We start from the raw sequence: 17,660 nt of genomic DNA, 5'->3' as shown, positions 1-17,660 counted from the left end.
ATACGGGCGCCGCGAACGCTCGGGGCGCGGACAGTAATCCACGTCATCCCCACCGGGAAACCGCGCGGGACGCCCCCGGCGGTCACCGCAGCAGGTGGTCGTTCACCGCCCGCACACCGTCAGCGAGCTCGGCGAGCTCGAGCACCTCGACACCGGCTGCGGCCAGCCGCTCGGCACCGTCGCAGTCGACGAACAGGGCCGGCTCCCGCCAGGCGAAGACGACCCGGCGGACCCCGGCGGCGAGCAGCAGCTCGGTGCAGGTACGCGGCCGGGACGCGCGGGCGCTGCACGGCTCCAGCGAGCTGTACACGGTCGCGCCCGCGGGCAGGCCGCCCGGCGGCAGCCGGCGCAGCGCCACCTCCTCGGCATGGTCGGCCGGCTCCTCGGCTCGGGAGTAGCCCTCGGCGACCGGCGTCCCGTCCGCGGCGACGACGAGTGCGCCGACGGCGAACGCGGTGACCGACGGCGGGCAGCGCCGGCCCAGCTCGACGGCCCGGCCCAGCCAGTGCCGGTCGCCTTCCGGGGTACCGGGCAGTGGCCGCCCGCCGGCCGCGGCGCGCGCCTCGCTCACGCCGGCACCCCGCCGACGGCGGCCGCCCCGCCACCCGCATCACGATCAGCGACGGGAGCCGGGGCCGGAGCGGGGGCCGGAGCAGGGGGCGAGGCAAAATCGGCGGCCGGGGCGGTGAGCCTCGGCGCGGCCGCCAGCGCGAGCGCGCGCAGGGACTCGACCGCCGCCGCCGGGTCGTCCAGGCCGAAGACCGCCGTGCCGGCGACGAAGACGTCCACCCCCGCCTCGGCGGAGCGCTCGATGGTCTCCCGGTTGACCCCGCCGTCGATCTGGAGCCACAGGTCCAGGCCGCGCTCGTCGATCAGGCGACGAGCCGCGGCGATCTTGGGCAGGACCTCGTCCATGAACTTCTGGCCGCCGAAGCCCGGCTCGATGGTCATCAGCAGCAGCAGGTCGAAGCGGTGCAGATCGTCCAGGTAGTGCTCGACGGGGGTAGCCGGCTTGACGGCCAGGCCGGTGCGGGCACCGGCCGCGCGGATCGCGTCGGTGGTGCGCGCGATGTCGCCGACCGCCTCGGCGTGGATCGTCACGTTCGCCGCGCCCCGCTCGGCGAAGCCGGGCGCCCAGCGGTCGGGGTTCTCGATCATCAGGTGGCAGTCGAGCGGGGTGTCGGTGACCCGGCGCAGAGCGTCCACCGTGTCCGGGGAGAACGCCAGGTTGGGCACGAAGTGGTAGTCCATGACATCGACGTGCAACCAGTCCGCGTGCCCGGCCACGGCGCGCGCCGCGTCCGCGATCCGGCCGAAGTCGGCGGCCAGCATGCTGGGATATATCTGCGCGGTTGCCACGCGGCGAGCGTATCCAGCCTCGCCGGTCAGCGGTCCGCCCGGCGCAGCAGCGCCAGGAACATCGCGTCGGTGCCGTGCAGGTGCGGCCAGAGTTGGACGAACGGACCGTCCCCGAGGCCGCCCGGCGCACCGTCACCGAACGGCGGGCCGGCGAACGGCGGGCAGCGCCGCGCGTCGAGGATGGCGACGTCCCCCCGCTGTTGGGCGATCGCGGTGACCACCTCGGACGTCTCCTCCGGGTGCGGCGAGCAGGTGACATAGGCCACCGCCCCGCCCGGACGCACCAGATCCAGCGCGGCGACGAGGAGCTGGCGCTGCAGCGGCACCAGCGCGGCGACGTCCGCGGGCGTGCGCCGCCACCGGGCCTCGGGCCGGCGCCGAAGCGCGCCGAGGCCGGAGCACGGGACGTCCACCAGCACCCGGTCCGCCATGCCGGGACGCACCGGCGGGAACCGCCCGTCGGCGCGCACCGCCAGGGCGGCCGGGAACCCGGCGAGCGAGGCGGCGACCAGGCCGGCGCGAGCCGCGCGCGGTTCGAGCGCGAGCAGCCGCGCCGGCGGCGGGCGGTGCCCCCCTGCCGCCGGCTCGCGCACAGTCTCCGCCGGCTCGCCGACCGCCTGCAGCGCGGCCAGCAGGGCGGCCTTGCCACCGGGCCCGGCGCACAGGTCCACGGTCAGCCCGGTGTCCCGGCCGATGGTGGGGACCGAGGCAAGGGCCAGGGTGACCAGCTGGCTGCCCTCGTCCTGCACCGACGCGTCGCCCGCCGCGACGGCCGGCAGCGACCCCGGGTCTCCCCCGTCCAGGTGGACGGCGTAGGGCGAGCCGGCGCCGCGCCGTGCCCCCAGGCCGACCGAGGCGGCCTGCGCCACCAGCGCCTCGGCGTCGATCCGGCCGGGCCTGGCGACCAGGTGCACCGCGGGCCGGGTGTCGTTGGCAGCCAGCGCGGCGTGCGCGCCGGCGACGTCCCCACCCAGGGCGTCGAGCACGACGTCGACGATCCAGCGCGGGTGGGCGGTGACCACCGCGAGGTGGCCGGCCGGGTCCTCGGCGATGTCCGGGGCCGAGAGCAGGACCGCGATGTCACCGGCCGCCGCCTCGATCCGCGCGGCGACCCGGCGCAGCACCGCGTTCGCGAACCGCACCGGGCGTTCCCCGCAGGTGGCGCGGACCAGGTCGACCGTGGACGCGACCGCCGCGCGGGGCGGCACCCGGGTCGACAGGAGCTGGTAGGCGCCCAGCCGCAGCGCGTCGCGCACCGGCGGGTCGACGCTGGCGACGGGCCGGCTGGTCACCGTGTCGAGGACCCCGTCCAGGGTGCCCTGGGCCCGCAGCGATCCGTAGGTCAGCTCGGTGGCGAAGCCGCGGTCGCGCGGGGAGAGCCGGCGCCCGGACAGCAGCGCGGGCAGCAGCAGGTTGGCGTAGGCGCCGCGCTCGTCGACAGCGCGCAGCACCTCCCAGGCGAGCAGGCGCGCCGGGTCTGTCGTGCCGCCCCGGCGGGGCGCGGAGACGCTCACGCGAACGCCTCGTCCGTGCCGGGCCGCAGGCCGCGGATCCAGTCGGCCGCCGGCATCGGCGCCTTTCCCTCGGGACGAACCTCGTCAAGGACCACCGGCGTGGTCGCCGTCCCCACCAGTACGAGCCCGCGCTCGGGCACCGCGAGCCGCCCGGGGGGCAGCGGCGGGTGGCCCGCGGGCGCCGGCCGCACGGGACCGAGCTTGACGCGCCGGTCACGGAAGGTCGTCCAGGCGCCCGGCGCCGGGGTGGCGGCCCGCGCCAGCCGGTCAACCGCGACGGCCGGGGCCGACCAGTCGACGCGGACGTCCTCGACGGTGAGCTTCGGGGCCAGCGAGACACCGTCGGACGGCTGCGGGCGGGCCTGCAGGGTGCCGTCCTCGATGCCGTCCATGACGGCCTCCAGCAGCCGCGCGCCGGCGACGGCGAGGCGGTCGAGGAGATCTCCGGACGTGTCCGTGGGACGGATCCGCTCGGTGAGGACCCCGTAGACCGGGCCGGAGTCCAGGGCGGGCTCGATCTCGAACACGCTGGCGCCGGTCATGTCCTCCCCGGCGAGGACGGCGCGCTGCACGGGCGCCGCGCCCCGGTAGGCCGGCAGCAGCGAGAAGTGCAGGTTGACCCAGCCGTACTTCGGGATCTCCAGGGCCGGCCGGGGCAGCAGCGCGCCGTAGGCGACCACCGGGCAGCAGTCGGGGGCGATCTCACCGAGCCGGGCGAGGAAGTCGGGGTCACCGGCGCGGGCCGGGGCCAGCACCTCGAGACCACGCTCGTCCGCCAGCTCCCGCACCGGCGAGGACCGCTGGTGCCGGCCCCGGCCGGCGGGCCGGTCGGGACGGGTCACCACCGCGACCACCTGGTGGCGGGGACTGTCGAGCAGCGCGCGCAGGCTGGGCAGCGCGACCGCCGGCGTGCCGGCGAAGACAAGACGCATGACCACAGCTCCCTCAGCGCCGATCCCGGGCCGGATCCCCGGCCGCGGATCCGATCGTCCCGACCATCATCACGATCATCGACCCGGCGGCGGACCCGATCGTCGACCCTACCGCCGTGCCGATCACCGTTCCGGTGGCCATCGTGGCGAGGACGGCCGACGCGATGATCTTTCCCTGGCGACTCAGCGCCCGCGGCCGAACAATGGGTGCGGCGATACCTTGACCACGGGCTTCGGCTCGTTCGACCACTCCGCCTCGCGGATCGCCTTCATGGCCGCCCGCTTCGTCTCCTTGTCGAGACGGTCGATGAACAGGATCCCGTCGAGGTGATCGGTCTCGTGTTGCAGGCATCGGGACAGGATGCCACTACCCTCGACCGTGACCGGGTCACCGTGGGAGTTCTGGCCGACGGCGAGGACACGTTCCGGACGGCGCAGGTCGAATGCCAGCCCCGGCAACGACAGGCAGCCCTCCTCGCCGTCCATCATCTCCTCGCTGAAGGGCCCCAGGACCGGGTTGATCAGGTGCCCGACCTCGTCCGAGTCATCGAGATACGTGAAGACACGCAGCGACACCCCCAGCTGCGGCGCGGCGAGGCCGACGCCGCCGGCGTCGCGCATGGTCTCAGCGAGATCGTCAACGAGGCGGCGCAGCTCCCGGTCGAAGGTCGCCACCGGGTCGGCGACCGTACGCAGCACCGGATCCCCGAGAAGGCGGATATCACGGACGGACACGGTCACTCCCAGAATGTCGTCACCTGACCGACCTCGGTCCGGCGAGATCGGACGCTTTCATGCTACGGGTCGCGCGGGAACCGGCGCCGGATTGGACCGGCGGCCCCGCCCCGGTCCGCCCCGGTCCGCCCCGGTCCGACGGCTGACGGCTGACGGCCGTCAGCCGATCGTCAGCGGGTCGAGCTGGACGCGCACCCGACCCGCACGGCGGGCGTCGAGCACCCCGCGGGCGGCCCGCAGCGCGGCGGCGAGGTCCGCGCCCTGCTCCCGGCGCACCCGGATGATCAGACGCTCGGGCTCCTCCGCCGGCTCCGGTGGCTTCACCTGCTCAGGCGGCCCCCGGCGCCCCGGCTCGTTCGGATCTCCGGACCCCGCCCGCACCCGACCCAGCCCCCTGCCCTGCTCACGCCCCTGCGCCCGGCCCGACCCACGGCCCGGTGCGTGGCCCGGCCCGGGAGCCGGCTCCCCGCCGGCCCCGCGGCCCGGTTCCTGCCTCGGGACCGGCTCCCGTCTCGGGACCGGCACCGGGCCCAGGACCTCCGCGCCGGCCGGCAGCGTGGCGGCCGCCAGCAGGTCGTCGAGCGCCGCGGGGGTGCCCTCCACCGCCGCCACCCGGCTCACCGGGGGGAAGCCGAGCTCGGCGCGCTCGTCCGACTCCCGGGCGACGAACAGCCCGGGATCCCAGCGCACCAGCGCCTGCACGGGCCCGAGCCCGAGATCCGCCGCCACGACCACCAGCCCACCGGCCGGCGCCGGCCGGGCCAGCGCGGACGCGGCCATCCACCGGCGCAGCGTCTCCTCGCCGGCTCGCAGATCGGGACGCCCGAGCAGCGCCCAGCCGTCGAGGAGCAGCACCGCCCCGTAGCCGGCCTCGGCGACCGGCTCCGCGCCCGGTGTCGCGATCACGAGCGCCGGCGCGGCCGGCACCGTGGCCAGCACCGTGTCGCGCCCGGATGCCCGCACCGGGATGCCGGGAAACGCCCGCCCCAGTTCCTCGGCGGTGCGGCGGTCACCGGTCACCGACGCGCGCAGGCGCGTTCCGCCGCAGCCCGTGCACCGCCACCCACCCACGCCGCCCCCGGACACCGCGGAACGACCGGAGCCCACACCAGCGCCGAAAGCCCCGGCTCGCCCCGGGACGGGCTCCTGCCCAGACGCCGTCGGATGGCCGGTGGGTCGCGGCACCGGGCGCCCGCACCAGCGGCAGGCCAGTGCGGCCCCGGCGGCGGACCGGCCGAGCGGGCCGGAGCAGCTCCGGCACCGGGCCGGGCGGCGGCAGTCCGCGCAGGCGATGGACGGGTGATATCCCCGCCGCGGCACCTGAACCAGCACCGGCGCGCCACCGGCCAGCGCGGCGCGCGCGGCACGCACGGCGAGCGAGGGCAGCCGGGCCGCCCGCGCGGCCGGGTCGATGGACGCCTCGAAGTCGGAGCCGACCGCCTCCACCCGGGGCGCGAGCCGCCGCACGGCGTCCCGGCCGGCCGCCAGCCGGCCGGCCCAGCCCACCCGGGCCAGGGCCTCGGCGTCCACCGACGGCGAGAACCCGCCGACCAGCACCGCGCAGCCCTCCTCCCGGGCCCGCAGGACCGCCACGTCGCGCGTGTGCGGGTAGGGCGCCCGGGGTTCGGAGTGCAGGTCGTCCCCGTCGTCCCAGACGACGAGCAGGCCGAGGTCGGCCACTGGCGCGAACACCGCGGCGCGGGTCCCCACGACCACCCGCGTCTGCCCGCGGCGGACCGCCAGGAAGCGCCGGTACCGCTCCGCCGGGCCGAGATCGGCCCGCAGCACGGCCGGGACGCCACCCGCCGCCGGCCCGGCCTCGGTCTCGGCCTCGGGAGGTGTCAGCGCCGCGGCGACCCGGTCGGCGTCCCGGTGGTCGGGAACGACGACGAGCGCGCCGCGCCCGGAGGCCACCGTGGCCGCGACCGCCACGGCGATCATCGCCGGCCAGGAGGGCCCCGGCGGCGCCCACCAGACCGCCCGCGGCGAGCGCCCGCTCGACAGCGCCGCCAGGAAGTCGGGGCCGTCGGGATAGATCGACCACCCCGCGCGGCCAGGATCACCGGACCGGCCGCCGCCCAGCTCGGCCGCGCCACCGCTCGCGGTAGCCGCCGGCGCCACGCCGATGCCGGGACCGGTGACGACCGGCTCAGCCTCGGCGCGGGCATGGCGCGGCGGGACGGCCAGGCGCAGCACGTCGGCCATCGTCCCGGCGTATCTGTCGGCGACGGCGCGGGCGAGGTGGGCGACCGGCTCGGAGAGCACCGGCTCCGCCGACACCGACCTGGCCAACGGCGCGAGACGCCCGGTGTGATCGGACCGCTCGGACCTCTCGAGGACGAACCCGTCCACCAGGCGCCCGCCGAAGCGGACGCGCACCCGCGAGCCGGGAACCGCGGCGGCGGCCATGGCGGCCGGCACGAGGTAGTCGAACGGGCGGTCAAGGTGGACGAGCGGGGTGTCGACCACGACCCGGGCCACCGGCAGCTCGTCAGCCGGAACCACCGCGCCGGGCTTCTCGGAGCCGCCCGGCTTCGCGGCGACGGCACCTCGCTTCGCCGGAGCGACGCCAGACTTCGCCGCGCCGGCGGCGGGCCGCGCCGGGCGCCCGGCCGGTGCCGCGGAGGGCACACCGCCCGCGGGCGTCGGCCCCCCGGTGGACCGGGAGCCCGCGGCCACCACGGCGCCGGCGAGGCCCGGAATCACCGCGCTCTCGTCGTCCATGCCGCATTCGTACCAGTCGCGGCGGACAGGATCGGCCCCCACTGCGCCCGCCCGGCGAACCGGATCACCGAACGGCCACGGACCGTCGGAAAGCAGATCACCGCAAACAAACCGTCCCAAAAATGCGCAGGGGCGGAGCCGTCCCCGATGGGGGGTCGGCTCCGCCCCTGCGGGCGGATCAGGTGGCGTCAGCCCTTGACTGCGGCCGTCAGGGCGTCGGCGCGGGAGGTCGCCTCCCAGGTGAAGTCCAGCTCCGGGCGGCCGAAGTGCCCGTAGGCGGCCGTCTGCGCGTAGATCGGGCGCAGCAGGTCGAGGTCCCGCACGATCGCGGCCGGGCGGAGGTCGAAGACCTGCGTGACGGCGTCCTGGATCTGCGCGTCCGGCACCTTGCCCGTGCCGAAGGTCTCGACGAACAGGCCGACCGGGTGGGCCTTGCCGATCGCGTAGGCGACCTGGACCTCACAGCGGCTGGCCAGGCCCGCGGCCACGACGTTCTTGGCGACCCAGCGCATGGCGTAGGCAGCCGAGCGGTCGACCTTGGACGGGTCCTTACCCGAGAAGGCGCCGCCGCCGTGCCGGGCGTACCCGCCGTAGGTGTCCACGATGATCTTGCGCCCGGTGAGGCCGGCGTCGCCCATCGGGCCACCGATCTCGAAGCGACCGGTCGGGTTCACCAGCAGGCGGCGCCCCTCGGTGCTGATCTCGAGGAGGGCGAGCTCCGGCTCCACGACGTACTCGGCGACGTCGGGCGCGAGCAGGGTGTCGAGGTCGATGTCGGCCGCGTGCTGCGAGGAGACCACAACGGTGTCCAGGCGGACCGGCTTGCCGTCCTCGTACTCGATGGTGACCTGCGTCTTGCCGTCGGGGCGCAGGTAGCCGACCTGGCCGTCCTTGCGGACGGCGGACAGCCGCCGGGCGAGCCGGTGCGCCAGGGCGATCGGCAGCGGCATGAGCTCGGGAGTCTCGTCGCAGGCGAACCCGAACATCAGGCCCTGGTCGCCAGCGCCCTGACGGTCGAGGTCGTCCTCGGTGGAGCCCTCGACGCGCGCCTCGTGGGCGGTGTCGACACCCTGGGCGATGTCGGGCGACTGCGAGCCGATCGAGACGCTCACGCCGCAGGAGGCGCCGTCGAAGCCCTTCTTGGAGGAGTCGTAACCGATCTCCAGGATCCGCTCGCGGACCACCGAGGCGATGTCGACGTAGGTCTTGGTGGTCACCTCGCCGGCCACGTGCACCTGGCCAGTGGTGATCATGGTCTCGACGGCGACCCGGCTCTTCGGGTCGTCCTTGAGCATGGCATCGAGGATGGAGTCGCTGACCTGGTCAGCGATCTTGTCCGGGTGTCCTTCCGTGACGGACTCGGACGTGAAAAGGCGCGTCGCCACTGGACTACCCCCTGGGGAGATCAGGACTGATACCGGCGCAGTTTACCGAGGTTCGCTCAGGGGTATGCGCACCGGCCGGCTTCCGGTCGTGCAGCGCGTCGACGATCCGGTCGAGCACCTGGTGGGCAAGAAGATCCTTACTGGTCAGGGGGATCTCCGCGGCCCCGCCCGCACGGTCAAGGAGGACCGCGCTGTTCTGCTCCACCTCGAACCCCAGGCCGGACCCGACCCGGTTCACCACCAGCAGGTCCACCGGCTTGCGGGCGAGCTTCGCCCGGGCGAGGTCGAGGACCCCGGCGTCGGGTCCGCCCGTCTCCGCCGCGAACCCGACCAACACCTGGCCGGGACGGCGGTTCGCGACAAGCTCGGCCAGGACGTCCGGGTTGCGGATCAGCTCGATCGCGTCCGGCGCCGCGGACTCCTTCTTGATCTTGTACTTGTGCTCGGTGGCGGGCCGGAAATCGGCCACCGCCGCCGCCATGACCACGACGTCGGCGCGGGGGGCGGCGTCGTGCACGGCCGCCCGCAGCTGTTCGGCCGAGCCCACCGGCACCGTGGTCGCGCCGGCCACGTCGGGCAGGGCGACGTTGGCGGCCACGACGGTGACCGCCGCGCCGCGGGCCACCGCCGCACGGGCCAGCGCGTATCCCTGCCGGCCGCTGGAGGCGTTACCGAGGAACCGCACCGGGTCGAGGTACTCGCGGGTGCCACCGGCGCTGACGAGCACGTGGCGGCCGGCGAGGTCGAGCCGCATGCCGTCACGCCCGCGGGCGAGAACCGCCCGGGCGACCGAGGCGATCTCGGTGGGCTCCGGCAGCCGGCCCGGCCCGGAGTCGGCGCCGGTCAGCCGGCCGACGGCCGGTTCCAGCACGAGGGCGCCCCGCTCGCGGAGCAGGGCGACGTTGGCGCGGGTCGCCGGGTGCTGCCACATCTCGGTGTGCATGGCGGGGGCGAACAGCACCGGGCAGGTGGCTGTGAGCAACGTGCCGGTGAGCAGGTCGTCCGCCCGGCCCGCCGCGGCCCGCGCCATCAGGTCCGCGGTGGCGGGCACGATCAGCACCAGGTCGGCCTCGCGCCCGACCCGGACGTGCGCCACGTCCTCGGCGTCGGTGAACAGGTCGGTCACCACCGGCTGGCCGGACAGCGCCGCCCAGGTGACCTCGCCGACGAAACGCAGCGCCGCGGCCGTCGGCACGACGCGGACGTCGTGGCCGGACTCGGTCAGCTGGCGCAGCACCTCGACGGCCTTGTACGAGGCGATGCCGCCGGACACGCCGAGCACGACCCGCGGCCGCCGCGCCGCCCCGGCCGAACCACCGCCGCGCATCCCCGCCCCGCCGCCTGTCACGCGGAACAACCGAGGCGGGCAGGACGGGCAGGGCCGGCGAGACGGACGCGAGCCGCGGAGGCCGCGTGGGTCAGGAGATCGGCGGCAGCGGGTCGGTGATCGTCTCGTGCGTGAGCAGACCGGAGTTGATCTCGCGGAGCGCGATCGACAGCGGCTTCTCCTGGGCGCTGGTCGTCTCCACCAGCGGGCCGACGTACTCCAGCAGGCCCTCGCCGAGCTGGGAGTAGTAGGCGTTGATCTGGCGGGCCCGCTTCGCCGCGTAGATGACGAGGCTGTACTTCGAGTCGGTGGCCTCGAGCAGCTCGTCGATCGGCGGGTTCGTGATGCCCTCGGGCTGGGCGACAGTACCGGACACGGTGTCCTTCCGGGGTGGGGCGGTCGGGCGGCTCCAGGCGCGCCGTGGGCGGCCTGGGCCGAGCCCTGTCCCGGACAACAGTACAGCCGCAACCGGTACAGCCCGTCACCGAGCCGTTCGCCGCCGGGCCGTGGGTGCCCCGGAGATCGCGCGTCCCCGGGAGGTGGAGCGCCGAGCCGCCGGTCACGGGACGTCCGCAGCGCGGTGCGCGTCCCGCGGGCGACCGGTCATCAGCCCCACCAGCTTCGCGGCGGCGGCCGTGACCTCGTCGTTCACGACGACCTCGTCGAACTCCGTCTCGGCCGCCAGCTCGATGCGTGCCCGGTCGAGGCGTCGGCGGATCACATCAGGTGCCTCCGTGCCCCGACCGGTCAGGCGACGGACGAGCTCGTCCCAGGTGGGCGGGGCCAGGAAGACGAACCGGGCGCCCGGCATTGCCGACCGGACCTGCCGGGCGCCCTGCAGCTCGATCTCCAGCAGGCAGGGAACGCCCTGTGCCAGCCGCTCCTCGAGCGGTCCCCGAGGAGTGCCGTAGGCGTGCCCCGCGAACATCGCGTGCTCGACGAACTCCCCCACCTTGACCATGTGGGCGAACTCCTCCGCGTCGGCGAAGTGGTACTCGACGCCGTCCGTCTCGCCCGGCCGCGGCGCTCGCGTCGTCACGCTCACCGACACCCACACCTCGGGGTGCAGCCGGCGGACGGCGGCGACGACCGTGCCCTTCCCCACTCCGGACGGCCCCGACAACACGGTCAGTCCCATCCCGACACCTTAGAGCCCCTCCACCGGGTCACGCAGGTTCAGGCGGGGCGGGCGGGCCACGCCGGCGACGGCCGGCCCGGCGCCCCCCGGCGCCCGCCGTCCCCTACCGTCAGCCAACGGACCATCGTCATCAGGATGCCATCAAAGGACGGGTTCCCCCGTTCACCCCGATGGTATGCGGCCGTCAATGGGAACCCGGTCGGGTGACCACACGGGTGGCCCCGGCCGGTGCACGCCAAACGGATCGGGATCGCCATCACCGAACCCCTGGGACTTTAGTCCCAGGACATTCGGCGAGAACTCCTCACGGCCCGCCGGCGATTGATCGAGTGACGCGAATCCGCGACGCAATGAACGCCGACGGCACCGGAACGTGTCGACGCCTCGCGGCCTCAACACCTTCCGGCGGCGCCCGTTACGGGCCGTTACCAACGACCCGGCAATCGGAACGCCTATGCATCACGCCACACTCAGGCGCCCGTGCCGAACTCCTCGAGGAGCGCGGCACGCTGCTTGGCCCCGAGCCCGCGCAAACGGCGGGTCGGGCTGATACCGAGACGCTCCCGGATCTTCTGGGCCCGAACACGGCCCACTCCGGGAAGCGACTCCAAGACCGCGGAAACCTTCATCTTGCCGACGACCTCATCGCTGTCCGCCAGCTCGAGAACGGCGGCAAGACTGATCTCCCCCTTCTTCAACCGCTCCTTGAGTTCGGCGCGCTGCTTACGGGCCAGCGCGGCTTTCTCGAGGGCGGCGGCCCTCTGCTCGGGCGTCAGGGGCGGCAGGGTCACGGGTACGCCTCCTCAATTCGGTGATCGCGCCGCGCAAACTAGCGAGGAAGAGGCTCCTCGGTCCAGCCGGAGCTGCATCACGGGGGTACCCCGCATTGTCCCCACAAGACACAGCCTTTGCCCGGATGAATGACCTGCGTCGCACGCGCCGGACGCATTCGGTCCGTAGCGGCCCCACCGTACCGGTACTCGGGCACCCAGAGCGGCCCAGATCCACCCGTAGTGGCGTTTGCGCAGGTCAAGGGCCTACCGGAGTGGAGTAACCCTGGTGGCGATAGTGGCGGCGGCCACGGCCCGATCGGCCGCGGAGGTGATCGGACGGCCGATCACGAGGAGGTCCGAACCGTCGGCGAGTGCCCGTTCCGGGGTGGCGACCCGGGCCTGGTCAGCCCGCTCAGACCCCTCTGGACGCACTCCAGGCGTGACCAGAGTCACAGTTTCACCAAGCTCCGCGCGGACCACAGAGACCTCTTTCGGGCTGCAGACGAGTGCCCGCGCACCGGCCTCCACGGCGAGCACCGCGAGCCTGCGGACGGCGTCCGAGGGCGGTCCGGACAGCCCGACGGCGGCGAGCGTGGCGGCGTCCAGCGACGTCAGCACCGTGACCGCGGTTACATGAACATCGGGCCCGGCGTCGACCGCGGCGCGCACCATGGCCGCGCCGCCGGCCGCATGCACGGTCACGAAGCGAGGTGCCAGCGTGGCCAGCGAGCGCATCCCGCCGGCCACGGTCGCCGGGATGTCGTGGAGCTTCAGGTCGAGGAAGAGCTCGGGCGCCGCGGAGCCGCGCGGCTCACTCCAGCCGTCCGCCACATCACCCCCCGTGACGGAACTCACCACCCGAGCGGACGCCGCGGGCTGCGCCGGCCGAGCCGGAGCGAGCAGCCCTTCGTCACGCAGCGCAGTCACGATCGTCGGCCCGGCCCGGTAGAAGAGCTCCAGACCGATCTTCAGCACGGCGACGTGCGGCGCCACCTCACGGGCCCAGCCCAGTGCGGTGGCGGCGTCCGGAGCGTCGAGCGCGACCGCGATCGGAGCGCGACCCGCCGGTGGCGTCCACCGGCGGGGGGCGCCCGACGAGGTCACCGGTCCGCCACGGTCGAGGCGGGCGCCCCGCCGGCCGAGCCGGATCCCGACCCGGCGCCCGGCGCGGGTCCCGGCCGCGCCCCCGGCGCCCGGGAGCCCGAGCCGGAGGTCGCACCCGGCAGTCCCTCGGGGGTCGTCCCCCAGGTCGACCGCAGGGCCGCGTGGTACTCCTGCAGCGGCCGCACCCCCAGTTCGCCCCTTACGAGCGACTCGATACCCTGCACGCACGCGGCGGCGCCCTGAATGGTGGTGATGCAGGGCACCCCGGCGCTGACACAGGCGGTGCGGATCTCGTATCCGTCCAGCCGTGGCCCGACACCCCACGGCGTGTTGATGACCAGGTCGATCTGGCCAGACATGATCATTTCGACGCAGTCGATGAGGTTCTCGCTGGGAGCCCGATGCTTGCCGAGAACCACGGCCTTGACCCCGTTGCGGCGCAGCACGTCGGCGGTGCCCTCGGTCGCGTAGACGACGAAGCCGAGGTCCGCCAGCCGTTTGATCGGGAAGATCATCGCACGCTTGTCGCGGTTGGCGACGGAGACGAACACCCGTCCATAGGTCGGCAGCGACGCGTAGGCCGCGGCCTGCGACTTGGCGTACGCGGTACCGAAGCCGTCGTCGATGCCCATCACCTCGCCGGTGGAGCGCATCTCCGGGCCGAGCACCGTGTCCACCCCGCGGCCGCCCGCGTCCCGGAACCGGCCGAAGGGCAGCACGGCCTCCTTGACCGAGATATGCGAGTCCAGCGGCAGGGTGGCGCCGTCGCCGTACTCCGGCAGCAGGCCCTCGGCCCGCAGCTCGGGCACGGTGGCGCCGAGCATCACCCGGGCCGCGGCCTTGGCCAGCGGCACGGCCGTCGCCTTGGAGACGAACGGCACCGTGCGCGACGCGCGCGGGTTGGCCTCCAGCACGTAGAGCACGTCGGACTGCAGCGCGTACTGCACGTTGAGCAGCCCGCGTACGCCCACCCCCTCGGCGATCAGCCGGGTGGACTCGCGGATCCGGTCGAGCTCCGAGCGCCCGAGGGTGATCGGCGGCAGCGCGCAGGCGGAGTCGCCGGAGTGCACCCCGGCCTCCTCGATGTGCTCCATCACGCCCGCGAGGTAGAGCTCGGAGCCGTCGTAGAGCGCGTCCACGTCGATCTCGACCGCGTCGTCGAGGAAGCGGTCCACCAGCACCGGGTGCTCCGGCGAGATCTGCGTGGCGCGCTCGATGTAGTCGCGCAGCATCGGGTCGTCGTAGACGATCTCCATGCCCCGCCCGCCGAGCACGTAGGACGGCCGCACCAGCACCGGGTAGCCGATCCGGTCCGCGACCGTGCGCGCCTCGGCGTAGGAGGTGGCCACCCCGTGCGGCGGCGAGGGCAGGCCGGCGGCGGCGAGCACCTGCCCGAACTGGCCGCGGTCCTCCGCGAGGTGGATCGCCTTCGGTGGCGTGCCGACGAGCGGGACTCCGGCGTCGGCGAGCGCGGCGGCGATGCCCAGCGGGGTCTGGCCGCCCAGCGACACGATCACCCCGGCCAGCGGCCCCGCCTGCGACTCGGCGTGCACGACCTCCAGGACGTCCTCGACGGTCAACGGCTCGACGTAGAGGCGGTCGGCGGTGTCGTAGTCGGTGGAGACCGTCTCCGGGTTGCAGTTGACCATCACGGTCTCGTAGCCGACCTCGGAGAGCGCCATCACCGCGTGGCAACAGGCGTAGTCGAACTCGATGCCCTGCCCGATCCGGTTCGGCCCGCTGCCGAGCACGATCACCCGGGGCTTCTCGCTCGGCGCGACCTCGGTCTCGGAGTCGTAGGACGAGTAGTGGTACGGCGTCGCGGAGGCGAACTCGGCGGCGCAGGTGTCGACCGTCTTGTAGACGGGACGGATGCCCGCCCGGTGCCGGAACGACCGGACCACGTCCTCCTTGGTGCCGAGCAGGCCCGCGAGCTGGGCGTCGGAGAACCCGGCGCGCTTGGCGCGGCGGATGCCGTCCGGGTTGCGGACCAGCGACGCGGCGATCTCGTTGATGAACACGATCTGGTCGACGAACCAGGGGTCGATGCCGGTGGCATCGGTCACCTCGGCGGGCGTCGCGCCGGCCAGCAGCGCCTGCTGGACGGTGTGCAGCCGCCCGTCGTGCGGGGTGCGGGCCGCGTCGAGCAGCTCCGCCGCGGACCGGCCCGGCGGGTCGAAGGTGAACGCCAGGCCCGACTGCTCCATCGAGCGCAGCGCCTTCTGCAGGGCCTCGGCGAAGCTGCGCCCGACCCCCATCGCCTCCCCGACGGACTTCATCGTCGTGGTCAGCATCGTGTCGGCGCCCGGGAACTTCTCGAACGCGAAGCGCGGCACCTTCACCACGACGTAGTCGAGGGTCGGCTCGAAGGCCGCCGGGGTGGTGCGGGTGATGTCGTTGGGGATCTCGTCGAGGGTGTAGCCCAGCGCCAGCTTGGCCGAGATCTTCGCGATCGGGAAGCCGGTCGCCTTCGAGGCCAGCGCGGACGAACGGGACACCCGCGGGTTCATCTCGATGACGACGAGACGTCCGGTGGCCGGGTCGACCGCGAACTGGATGTTGCAGCCGCCCGCGTCGACCCCGACGGCGCGCATGACGGCGATCGACATGTCCCGCATGCGCTGGTACTCGCGGTCGGTCAGGGTCATCGCCGGGGCGACGGTCACCGAGTCACCGGTGTGCACGCCCATCGGGTCGATGTTCTCGATCGAACACACGACGACCACGTTGTCGGCGCGGTCCCGCATGAGCTCGAGCTCGAACTCCTTCCAGCCGAGCACCGACTCCTCGACGAGCACCTCGGTGGTCGGGCTGGCCGCCAGCCCGTCCGCGGACATCCGGCGCAGCTCGTCGGGGTCGTGGGCGAACCCGCTGCCGGCACCGCCGAGGGTGTAGCTCGGCCGCACCACGACCGGGTAGGAGAACTCCTCGGCCGCGGCCAGGCACTCCGCCACGGTCGTGCAGATCGCGCTGCGGGCCGTCTCGCCGTCGACGGAGGCGACGATGTCCTTGAATGCCTGCCGGTCCTCACCGGAGCGGATCGCGTCGATGTTGGCGCCGATGAGCCGGACGCCGAAGCGCTCGAGCACCCCGGCGTCGTGCAGGGCGACCGCCGTGTTCAGCGCCGTCTGCCCGCCCATGGTGGCCAGGATGGCGTCCGGCCGCTCCCGCTCGATGATCTTCGTGACGATGTCCGGCGTGATCGGCTCGACGTAGGTCGCGTCGGCGATCTCCGGGTCCGTCATGATCGTGGCCGGGTTGCTGTTGACCAGGATCACCCGCAGGCCCTCGGCCCGCAGCACCCGGCACGCCTGCGTCCCGGAATAGTCGAACTCGCACGCCTGGCCGATGACGATCGGCCCGGAGCCGATCACCAGCACGGAGCGCAGGTCCTCGCGCCTGGGCATCAGCCTTCTCCCCGCTTCCGCCGGCCGGCCGCCATCAGGCCGCAGAACCGGTCGAACAGTCCCTGGGCGTCGTGTGGGCCAGGCGCCGCCTCGGGATGGAACTGGACACTGAACGCCGGCACGTCCAGGCAGGTCAGGCCCTCCACCACGTCGTCGTTGAGCGCCACGTGGCTCACCTCGACCCGCCCGTAGGGAGTGTCGGTCGTACCGGTCAGCGGCGCGCGCACCGCGAAGCCGTGGTTGTGGCTGGTGACCGCGATCCGGCCGGTCCGGGTGTCGGCGACCGGCTGGTTCACGCCGCGGTGGCCGTAGGTCAGCTTGTACGTCTCGAAGCCCAGCGCCCGGGCGAGGACCTGGTTGCCGAAACAGATCCCGAAGACCGGGACACCGGCCTCCAGCACCCCGGTGAGCGTCTCGACCGCGTAGTCCGCGCGGGCCGGGTCACCCGGGCCGTTCGAGAGGAAGACCCCGTCGGGCGAGAGGGCCAGCAGCTCGGCGGCCGTGCTGCGGGCCGGCAGCACGTGCACCTCGCAGCCCAGCGCGGCCATGGAGAGCGGGGTGTTCCGCTTGATGCCCAGGTCCAGCGCGGCGACGGTGAAGACCGGCAGGCCCGACCGCGCCTCGACGACATAGGGCTGGTCCGTGCTGACCTCCGGGGCGAGGTCCGCGCCGACCATCTCCGGCGACGCCCGCACCCGGTCGAGCAGCGAGTCGAGATCGGTGTCGGTGCTGCTGACCCCGCACCGCATCGCGCCGCGCTCGCGCAGGTGACGGGTCAGCGCGCGGGTGTCGACCCCGCTGATCCCGACCACGCCGGCGTTCTCGAGCTCGTCGTCCAGGGTGCGCTGGGCGCGCCAGTTCGACGCCAGCCGGCTCGGGTCCCGCACGACGAAGCCGGCCACCTGGATGCGGTCGGACTCGTAGTCGGTGTCGTTCACCCCGGTGTTGCCGATGTGCGGCGCCGTCATGATCACGACCTGACGGTGGAACGACGGGTCGGTGAGGGTCTCCTGGTAGCCGGTCATCCCGGTGGAGAAGACCGCCTCGCCGAACGCCTCGCCGACCGAGCCGAACGCGTCCCCGGCGAAGCTCCGGCCGTCCTCGAGCATGAGCACCGCGCGGCGGGGCGCTCCCGGCCCGCGCCGGGCCTGTTCCCGCTCCGGCGGAGCCGGCTGCCTGTCCAAGCCGGTCACCGGCTCACCCCCGCATCGATCCGTCGTGCCCGGCCGCCGGCCAGGCCCCCTCCACCCCTGGCAGACCGC

The 17,660-nt window shown here is 74.2% G+C and carries 14 protein-coding genes; all 14 read right to left on the bottom strand.

All coding sequences use genetic code 11. The annotated features are described in order from the left end of the window. Nucleotides 1-82: 82 nt before the first annotated feature. Nucleotides 83-571, bottom strand: coding sequence for a dCMP deaminase (locus E0504_RS31030; RefSeq protein ID WP_071064865.1), 489 nt, complete (start codon nucleotides 569-571; stop codon nucleotides 83-85). Further along, on the bottom strand, nucleotides 568-1,359 hold the full coding sequence (rpe, locus tag E0504_RS31025; RefSeq protein ID WP_235013630.1) for a ribulose-phosphate 3-epimerase: 792 nt from the start codon (nucleotides 1,357-1,359) through the stop codon (nucleotides 568-570). The genes E0504_RS31030 and rpe overlap by 4 nt, the downstream gene beginning before the upstream one ends. A 26-nt stretch (nucleotides 1,360-1,385) precedes the next feature. Then, nucleotides 1,386-2,873, bottom strand: a complete 1,488-nt coding sequence (locus E0504_RS31020) for an RsmB/NOP family class I SAM-dependent RNA methyltransferase (RefSeq protein WP_112104867.1) — start codon at nucleotides 2,871-2,873, stop codon at nucleotides 1,386-1,388. After that, the gene (gene fmt, locus E0504_RS31015; protein ID WP_112104874.1) at nucleotides 2,870-3,805 is read right to left on the bottom strand and encodes a methionyl-tRNA formyltransferase; all 936 of its coding nucleotides are present in this window, start codon (nucleotides 3,803-3,805) and stop codon (nucleotides 2,870-2,872) included. The genes E0504_RS31020 and fmt overlap by 4 nt, the downstream gene beginning before the upstream one ends. A 183-nt stretch (nucleotides 3,806-3,988) precedes the next feature. Next, entirely contained in the window at nucleotides 3,989-4,540 is a 552-nt protein-coding gene (def, locus tag E0504_RS31010; RefSeq protein ID WP_071064886.1) for a peptide deformylase, read from the bottom strand. A gap of 159 nt (nucleotides 4,541-4,699) precedes the next feature. Next, complete coding sequence (locus E0504_RS31005) at nucleotides 4,700-7,264, bottom strand: primosomal protein N' (RefSeq protein ID WP_131626298.1); 2,565 nt, start codon at nucleotides 7,262-7,264, stop codon at nucleotides 4,700-4,702. A gap of 188 nt (nucleotides 7,265-7,452) precedes the next feature. Next, complete coding sequence (gene metK, locus E0504_RS31000; protein WP_020459326.1) at nucleotides 7,453-8,649, bottom strand: methionine adenosyltransferase; 1,197 nt, start codon at nucleotides 8,647-8,649, stop codon at nucleotides 7,453-7,455. Between the two features lie 4 nt (nucleotides 8,650-8,653). Further along, nucleotides 8,654-9,976 carry a bifunctional phosphopantothenoylcysteine decarboxylase/phosphopantothenate--cysteine ligase CoaBC gene (gene coaBC / locus E0504_RS30995; protein ID WP_131626307.1) on the bottom strand — a complete coding sequence of 441 codons (1,323 nt, stop codon included), beginning with the start codon at nucleotides 9,974-9,976 and terminating at the stop codon, nucleotides 8,654-8,656. Nucleotides 9,977-10,067: 91 nt separating this feature from the next. Beyond that, nucleotides 10,068-10,352, bottom strand: a complete 285-nt coding sequence (rpoZ, locus tag E0504_RS30990) for a DNA-directed RNA polymerase subunit omega (protein ID WP_020459324.1) — start codon at nucleotides 10,350-10,352, stop codon at nucleotides 10,068-10,070. Nucleotides 10,353-10,535: 183 nt separating this feature from the next. Continuing rightward, on the bottom strand, nucleotides 10,536-11,114 hold the full coding sequence (gene gmk / locus E0504_RS30985; RefSeq protein ID WP_020459323.1) for a guanylate kinase: 579 nt from the start codon (nucleotides 11,112-11,114) through the stop codon (nucleotides 10,536-10,538). Nucleotides 11,115-11,584: 470 nt separating this feature from the next. Next, nucleotides 11,585-11,905 (bottom strand): integration host factor, actinobacterial type, encoded by a 321-nt coding sequence (gene mihF, locus E0504_RS30980; protein ID WP_020459322.1) that lies wholly within the window; start codon nucleotides 11,903-11,905, stop codon nucleotides 11,585-11,587. A gap of 246 nt (nucleotides 11,906-12,151) precedes the next feature. Beyond that, on the bottom strand, nucleotides 12,152-12,991 hold the full coding sequence (pyrF, locus tag E0504_RS30975) for an orotidine-5'-phosphate decarboxylase (RefSeq protein ID WP_112107583.1): 840 nt from the start codon (nucleotides 12,989-12,991) through the stop codon (nucleotides 12,152-12,154). Further along, the gene (gene carB / locus E0504_RS30970) at nucleotides 12,988-16,398 is read right to left on the bottom strand and encodes a carbamoyl-phosphate synthase large subunit (RefSeq protein WP_131626297.1); all 3,411 of its coding nucleotides are present in this window, start codon (nucleotides 16,396-16,398) and stop codon (nucleotides 12,988-12,990) included. Before carB ends, pyrF begins: the two co-directional genes overlap by 4 nt. Continuing rightward, on the bottom strand, nucleotides 16,398-17,591 hold the full coding sequence (gene carA / locus E0504_RS30965; protein WP_083391117.1) for a glutamine-hydrolyzing carbamoyl-phosphate synthase small subunit: 1,194 nt from the start codon (nucleotides 17,589-17,591) through the stop codon (nucleotides 16,398-16,400). Before carA ends, carB begins: the two co-directional genes overlap by 1 nt. Between the last annotated feature and the right edge of the window lie 69 nt (nucleotides 17,592-17,660).

Source organism: Parafrankia sp. BMG5.11 (assembly GCF_004337455.1).
This window is presented reverse-complemented; position numbering and strand designations above follow the sequence as displayed.

Excerpts from the sequence above, each read along its gene's own strand:
- carB (WP_131626297.1), bottom strand. The coding sequence starts at position 16,398 with ATGCCCAGGCGCGAGGACCTGCGCTCCGTGCTGGTGATCGGCTCCGGG.
- gmk (WP_020459323.1), bottom strand. The coding sequence starts at position 11,114 with ATGGGACTGACCGTGTTGTCGGGGCCGTCCGGAGTGGGGAAGGGCACG.
- fmt (WP_112104874.1), bottom strand. The coding sequence starts at position 3,805 with ATGCGTCTTGTCTTCGCCGGCACGCCGGCGGTCGCGCTGCCCAGCCTG.
- E0504_RS31005 (WP_131626298.1), bottom strand. The coding sequence starts at position 7,264 with ATGGACGACGAGAGCGCGGTGATTCCGGGCCTCGCCGGCGCCGTGGTG.
- coaBC (WP_131626307.1), bottom strand. The coding sequence starts at position 9,976 with ATGCGCGGCGGTGGTTCGGCCGGGGCGGCGCGGCGGCCGCGGGTCGTG.